The sequence below is a fragment of the uncultured Maricaulis sp. genome (assembly GCF_947259345.1).
Classification (GTDB): Bacteria; Pseudomonadota; Alphaproteobacteria; order Caulobacterales; family Maricaulaceae; genus Maricaulis.
Map to the genome: position 1 here is coordinate 20,704 of NZ_CAMYLS010000022.1, position 7,144 is coordinate 27,847.

Genomic DNA, 7,144 nt, shown 5'->3' on the forward strand with positions numbered 1-7,144 from the left:
CACATGGCACAAGACAAGTCATCCGCGCGCAAGGCCTATTGGCGTGCCAATCTTGGCCTCATGGGCGTATTGCTGGCGATCTGGTTTACCGTATCCTTCGGTTTCGGCATCCTCTTGCGTCCCTGGCTGGACCTTGTCTCACTTGGCGGGGCACCTCTGGGTTTCTGGTTCGCCCAGCAAGGCTCCATCCTCACTTTCATCGTGCTGATCTTCTACTATGCCTGGGCCATGAACCGGCTCGAGGCGCGCTTTGCCGACCGGCTTGGCAGTGATGACATGCCCGATCCCGGCGCGCCTGCAGCCACGCAGGAGGATGCGTCATGAGCGTGACCCTGTTCTGGACCGGCTTCTTCGTTATCACATCCTTCGCGCTCTATATCGGCATTGCAATCGCATCGCGCGTTGGCTCGACCGATGAATTCTATGTCGCCGGGCACCATGTACCGCCGGTCTTCAACGGCATGGCCACGGCCGCTGACTGGATGAGCGCGGCCTCCTTCCTGTCCATGGCCGGACTGATCGCCTTTTCCGGCTATGACGGGTCCGTCTTCCTGATGGGCTGGACCGGCGGCTACGTCCTGTTGGCCTTGTTGCTGGCGCCCTATCTCAGGCGCTTCGGCAAGTTCACCGTGCCGGACTTCATCGGCGACCGATACTATTCGGACACCGCCCGCGTGGTCGCGGTGATCTGCGCCATCTTTGTCTCCTTCACCTATATCGCCGGCCAGATGCAGGGCGTCGGGATTGCCTTCTCGCGCTTCCTGGAAATCCCCATCGAGGCGGGCGTGGTGATCGGTGGGCTGGTGGTGTTGATGTACGCCACGCTCGGCGGAATGAAGGGGATCACCTACACTCAGGTGGCGCAGTATTGCGTGATGATCTTCGCCTTCATGACGCCGGCGATTTTCATCTCGCTGCAGCTGACCGGCTCGCCCGTCCCGCAGCTCGGCTTTGTCGGCAATGTCAGCGATGGCACGCCGCTCCTTGTGAAGCTGGACGGCATGCTCACCGAGCTCGGCTTTGCCCCCTATACCGACGGCTCGAAATCGACCTTCGACGTCTTCGCCATCACCCTGGCGCTGATGGCGGGGACGGCCGGTCTTCCCCATGTCATCGTGCGCTTTTTCACCGTGCCCAAGGCGGCCGATGCCCGCAAATCCGCCGGCTGGGCGCTCCTATTTATCGGCATTCTCTACCTCACCGCCCCGGCGGTCGCGGTTTTCGCCCGCACCAATTTCATCGAGACGGTGAATGAGAGTGTCTATGACGCCGAAACCACGGCCCTCGTGGTAGGCGAAAGCGAGACGCCGGACTGGTTCCATCGCTGGGAGACGACCGGCCTGCTGGCCTTCGAAGACCGCAATGGCGATGGCCGGATCCAGTATCGCGCCGATCCGGAGACCAATGAGGTCACCACGCTCAATCGCGACATTTTCGTGCTGGCCAATCCGGAGATTGCCAATCTGCCCGGCTGGGTGATCGGACTGGTGGTGGCCGGGGGCATCGCCGCCGCCCTGTCGACGGCGGCCGGTCTTCTCTTGGTGATCTCCTCCTCAATCTCGCACGATCTGTGTCGCAAGGTCTTGTTCAAATCCATGACCGACAGCCAGGAACTCCTGATCGCCCGACTATCGGCGACCGGGGCCGTCCTGATCGCCATCCTCGCCGGCATCTACCCGCCGGGCTTCGTCGCCTCGGTCGTGGCGCTGGCCTTCGGTCTTGCCGCGGCCAGCTTCTTCCCCGCCATCCTGCTGGGCATTTTCTGGCAGCGCATGAGCAAGGAGGGGGCGATCGCCGGCATGGTGACAGGGCTTGGCGTGACCGGCGCCTATATCCTCACCTACAAGATCTTCGGCTGGATCCCGAATGATGCCGAACACTGGTTCCTGGGTGTCTCGCCGGAAGGCTTCGGCACGATCGGCATGGTGATCAGTTTTGCCGTCTCGGTGACGGTCTCTCTTCTGACGCCGGCCCCGCCGGCCGAGGTCCGCGAGCTGGTCGAGCGGATCCGCGCGCCCTAGGTTTGAAGCCATGATCCCCTATCTCCTCAATCTCGCGCTCATGCTCGGCGTCATGGTGCTGGTCTGGCCCTTCAGCGTGCCGCGCAGGGACCCGTCCTATATCGACGCTGTCTGGCCCTTGGGCTTTCTGGTCCTGGCCCTGTCCTCACTCCTGTTTGCCGGAGCCGATGGCGCGACCTGGTATGTCGCCCTGGTGGCGATCTGGGCGCTGCGACTGGGCCATCATCTCTTCAGCCGCTGGCAGCATGAAGGCGCCGACAAGCGCTACCAGAAGCTTCTTGAACGCTCACCGCCGGGCAAGGAGGCGGTCTTCATGCTGGTCGCGGTCTTCCTGCTGCAGGGCGTCCTCTTGTGGGTGACGGCCCTGCCGGTCCAGCATGCGGTGATGGAGGGCGCCAGCTACGCTGCGCCCGCTGCAATAGCGGGGATCATCCTCTTCGCCATCGGTCTTGCCTTTGAGGTGATCGGCGACCGTCAGCTGGCCGCCTTCAAGGCCGACCCGTCAAACAAGGGCCAGGTCATGGACACAGGCCTGTGGCGCTATACCCGCCACCCGAATTATTTCGGCAATTCCGTCCTCTTCTGGGGCCTCTGGCTGATCGCGATCGCCGACGGAGACGGCTGGTGGACCATCATCGGCCCGCTCTTCCTCACCTTCACCCTGACCCGCTGGACCGGCGCCAAGATGCTGGAAGAAGGCCTGCACGAAAGCCGGCCCGGCTATGCGGATTATGTCGCGCGGACGTCGGGTTTTGTGCCTTGGTGGCCGAAGCGGGGGTGAGGTTACGGGTTTGTCTCGCGTGAAGGCGCGACCCGGCGCTCACCCCACCATTCATCCCTTGCCGAGATGTCGCCGCATCCGGTTTTCCAGGTCAAGGGCCGCAAAGCGGCCGCTGCGCGGTTTCACCCTTGAGCTGGAAAACCGGATGCGGCTTGCTGGCTGACAAGGGATCAATGGATGATTGCGCCCGGAATGAACCGCGCGGGATACTGATTGTCGTGCCCTTTCGGCTCAATGAAAATCCCGGCTTTTCGGCAATATGTCCTCCAGCCGCTCGCCCTGCATGACGCGGCGGTAGAGGGCGACGGTTCTGGGGTCGGCATTGGGGCGGGCGATTTCGTCGGCATGGGCGACGGCCTCGGCGAAGTCGGCCCCGTCGGCCCCGCCTTCCCCATCAGCCAGTGCGGCGAGGCGCCAGGACTGGTCGACCAGGCGATTGGCGACGACATGGATGACCTGTCCCTCGCGCTGGACCCGGCCGGTCACGCCAAGGAGTTTGGATGACATGACGATGCGGCGATGACGCTCGAAACAGCTGGGCCAGACGATGATATTGGCAATGCCGGTCTCGTCCTCCAGCGTGGCGAAGATGACGCCCGAGGCCGAGCCGGGGCGTTGCCGCACCAGGACCAGCCCGGCCAGGGTGACCCAGCGTCCATCGCGCATCTCACCCAGGGCCGAGCAGGTCGCATGGCCGGTCTCGGCCAGCTCGCCGCGAAAGAAGCTCAGCGGGTGGGCCTTCAGGGAAAGGCGCAGGGTGGCATAATCCTGGGCGACCTGTTCGCCGCCGGTCAGTTCGGGCAGGGCGACGGGATGTTCCGCGCCCCAGCTGTCGGCGTGCTGGAAGAGAGGCAGAGGCTTGCCGGCCTCGGCCAGGGCGGTCCAGCTCGCCTTGCGCCGGTCCATGGCGAGGGAACCCGCAGCGTCAGCATTGGCCAGCCGGTCAAGCGAGCCCTTGTCCAGCCGGGCCCGGCGGGCGAGATCGGCGAGGCTTTCGAAATGACCCTCGGCCTGGCGGGCGGCGACCAGGCGGGCGGCGGCGGGCTCTTTCATCCCCTTGATCTGGCGCAGGCCGAGGCGCACGGCAAAGCGCATGCCGGTGCCGTCGCGGCGCGGGATATCGGTCTCTTCCAGTGTCGCATCCCAGTCGGAATGATTGATGTCGGGCGGGCGGACCTCAACGCCATGCTCGCGGGCATCGCGGACCAGTTGAGCGGGGGCATAAAACCCCATGGGCTGGCTGTTCAGCATCGCCGCAAGGAAGACGTCGGGATAATAATGCTTCAGCCAGCAGGAGACATAGACGATGAGGGCGAAGCTGGCGGCATGGCTTTCGGGAAAGCCGTATTCGCCGAAGCCTTCGAGCTGTTTGAAACAGCGTTCGGCGAAGTCCGGCTCATAGCCATTGGCGATCATCCCGTGCATGAGTTTCTGGCCCATTTCATGGATCGTGCCCGAGCGCCGGAAAGCGGCCATGGAGCGACGCAGCCGATCGGCCTCGGCCGGGCTGAAACCGGCGGCGACAATGGCGATCCGCATGGCCTGTTCCTGGAAGAGCGGCACGCCGAGCGTCTTGCCGAGGACTTCCTCCAGCTCGCGTGAGGGGAATTCCACGACTTCCTCGCCCCGTCGCCGGCGCAGATAGGGATGGACCATATCGCCCTGGATCGGGCCGGGCCGGACGATGGCGACCTCGATCACCAGATCATAGAAATTGCGCGGCCTGAGGCGCGGCAACATGGTCATCTGGGCCCGGCTCTCGATCTGGAAGACGCCGACCGTGTCGGCCTTGCAGATCATGTCATAGACGCGTGGGTCCTCGGCCGGGATGCCGGCCATGGTCAGATGGCGGCCATGATGCGTGGCCAGCAGGTCGAAGGCGCGGGCGACACAGGTCAGCATGCCCAGACCCAACACATCGACCTTCATCAGGCCAAGCGTGTCGATATCCTCCTTGTCCCATTCCAGCATGGTGCGTTCGGGCATGGCGGCATTGTGCAGCGGCACGATCTCGTCGAGGCGGGCGCGGGTCATCACGAAGCCGCCGGGATGCTGGGCGAGATGGCGCGGAAACCCCATCAGCTCGCGGGCATAGCGCAGCGTCATGGCCAGGGCCGGACTGTCCGGATCGAGGCCGAGCTCGTCGCGGATTCGGTCCTCCCGGATCTCGCCAGACGACCAGCCCCACAGGCTTTTCGACAGGGCCGAGATGACATCGCCCGACAGGCCGAACACCTTGCCGACTTCGCGGATGGCGCCGCGCGGGCGATAGCAATTCACCGTCGCCGTCATGGCAGCGCGGCGGCGTCCGTATTTCTCATAGACATACTGGATTACCTCTTCGCGGCGATTATGCTCGAAATCGACATCGATATCGGGCGGCTCGCCGCGTTCGGCCGAGACGAAACGTTCGAAGAGGAGGTCGATCCGGTCCGGGTCGACCTCGGTGATGCCGATGGCAAAACAGACCGCAGAATTGGCCGCCGATCCACGCCCCTGGCACAATATGCCGCGCGAGCGGGCAAAGCGGATGATGTCGTAGACGGTGAGGAAATAGGACGGGTAGTCGAGCCCTTCGATGAGGTCGAGTTCGGTGGCGACGGCGCGGGCAATCTTGTCGGGCGCGCCGGCGGGGTAGCGGGTTTGAAGTCCGTCTGCCGCGAGGCGCCGCAGGGTCTCGTTTGGCGTTTCATTTTCGCCGATCACCTCGTCGGGATAATTATAGACCAGCGCGTCCAGCGAAAAGGTCAGGCGGCGGGCGATCTCGACCGTGCGCGCCACGGCGTCTTCATAGCCGTCGAAGAGGCGATAGATTTCGGTCGCCGGTTTGAGATGGCGTTCGGCATTGGCCGCGAGGTGGAATCCGGCTTCGCTGATGCGGACATGCTCGCGGATACAGGTCACGACATCGGCCAGGGGCTTGCGGCCCGGCGCGTGATAGCGGGCATCCGTGCTGGCGATGGTCGTGAGGTCCCAGTCATTCGCCAGCTGCGAGAGGCGGTGCAGGCGTTCGCCATCGCGGCCGTCAAACCAGCGGGTCAGGACGAGATGGGTCTCGCCCTTGAGGGTCGGCAGCAGGGCGGTGACCCTATCTTGCCATTCCCGGTCCGGCTCGCGCGGCGGGATGATCAGCAGGATCTGGCCGGGCGAGGCATTTGCGACATCGCCGACGTGCAGGTCACAATCGCCTTTCGTCGCGGCGAAATTGGCGTCCGTCAGCAGACGGGTCAGGCGGGCATAAGCTGCCAGGTCGGTTGGATAGGCCGCAATCTCCAGCCCGCAGCGCGTGACCAGGCGCGTGCCGACCAGGAGTGGAATGCCCGCTTCCCTGGCAGCCAGGTGGGCGCGCACCATGCCGGCAAAGGAATTGCGGTCGGCCAGCCCGATCCCGGCCAGGCCCAGCGCCTTTGCCTGCGCCACCATCTCGTCGGGATGCGAGGCCCCGGTCAGGAAGGTGAAATTGCTGGCCGTGAGCAATTCGGCAAAGTCATGCGTCAATGATCTTCCCCTGCAAAGCGGGGGAAATGGGCCGGCGCGCAGCGACGGGTCGATGGGGGTGCGTCAGCCAGCGCGCCGCGAATATCCGCCAGCACCCGGTCAAAATCCTGAAACACGGCGTTATTGTCGACACGCAGCACTGTCCAGCCTTGCGCGGCCAACCAGTCCGTCCGCTGTGCATCATAAAGAGCCTGCCCGGGGCTTTGGTGTGACGGACCGTCAACCTCCACGACAAGCCGCGCCGACAGGCAGGCAAAGTCCACGATATAGCGGCCCAGCGGGTGCTGTCGCCGAAAGCGGAATCCGTCGAGGCGGCGGGCGCGCAGGCCCTGCCAGAGGCGAACTTCGCTCATCGTCATGGTCTGGCGGAGGTGGCGGGCCTGTTTTGTGGCGCGGTGTCTGTCCTCTCGCATGTTCATCTCCTTTCTTCCCCCTCCGTCTCGCTGCGCTCGACACCTCCCCCGCCTTGCAGGGGAGGGTCACGACGCGCCATGGACGAACCATTGGGGGCGTGTGGTTTCGAGGCCGTAGAGGCCGTCGCGATAGAGCCAGAAGCGGCGGCCTTCGCGGGTTTCGACGCGGAAATAGTCGCGGGTGCGGGCCGGGCGGTCGGTCTGCCAGATGCCCTCGCGCCACCAGTCCGGGGCGAGGCGTTCGGGGCCTTCGGCGCGATCAACCTGGTGGCGGACCCGCCGCCAGATGAAGCTGCGCGGCGGACCGTCGGGAATTTCGGCGACGGCTTCGGCCGGTTCCGGTCGGGCGAGGATGAGCAGGGGGCGCTGGGGCGGCGGCAGGAGGGCGGATTGCGGCGCGGGCTCGGCAACCGCCAGCATGGGCGCGCGGC

At 64.9% G+C, this 7,144-nt stretch carries 6 protein-coding genes; 3 read left to right on the top strand and 3 right to left on the bottom strand.

Annotated features, from left to right (window positions below; translation table 11 throughout):
* Positions 1-3: 3 nt before the first annotated feature.
* The 3 genes from Q0X62_RS10705 to Q0X62_RS10715 are packed head-to-tail and all read left to right on the top strand — an operon-like array spanning position 4 to position 2,802.
* Positions 4-324: a DUF4212 domain-containing protein gene (locus Q0X62_RS10705; protein WP_297735312.1), complete on the top strand. Its 321-nt coding sequence runs from the start codon at positions 4-6 to the stop codon at positions 322-324.
* On the top strand, positions 321-2,021 hold the full coding sequence (locus Q0X62_RS10710) for a sodium:solute symporter family protein (protein WP_297735315.1): 1,701 nt from the start codon (positions 321-323) through the stop codon (positions 2,019-2,021). Before Q0X62_RS10705 ends, Q0X62_RS10710 begins: the two co-directional genes overlap by 4 nt.
* A 10-nt stretch (positions 2,022-2,031) precedes the next feature.
* The gene (locus Q0X62_RS10715) at positions 2,032-2,802 is read left to right on the top strand and encodes a DUF1295 domain-containing protein (RefSeq protein WP_297735318.1); all 771 of its coding nucleotides are present in this window, start codon (positions 2,032-2,034) and stop codon (positions 2,800-2,802) included.
* 231 nt (positions 2,803-3,033) lie between these two features.
* Here Q0X62_RS10715 and Q0X62_RS10720 read toward each other — a convergent pair whose 3' ends face one another.
* The 3 genes from Q0X62_RS10720 to Q0X62_RS10730 form a co-directional block, all read right to left on the bottom strand.
* Positions 3,034-6,300 carry an error-prone DNA polymerase gene (locus Q0X62_RS10720; protein ID WP_297735321.1) on the bottom strand — a complete coding sequence of 1,089 codons (3,267 nt, stop codon included), beginning with the start codon at positions 6,298-6,300 and terminating at the stop codon, positions 3,034-3,036.
* Entirely contained in the window at positions 6,297-6,713 is a 417-nt protein-coding gene (locus Q0X62_RS10725; protein WP_297735324.1) for an endonuclease domain-containing protein, read from the bottom strand. The genes Q0X62_RS10720 and Q0X62_RS10725 overlap by 4 nt, the downstream gene beginning before the upstream one ends.
* Positions 6,714-6,779: 66 nt before the next feature.
* The coding region (locus Q0X62_RS10730; protein WP_366946139.1) for a DUF6504 family protein at positions 6,780-7,144 on the bottom strand (365 nt) is incomplete at its 5' end.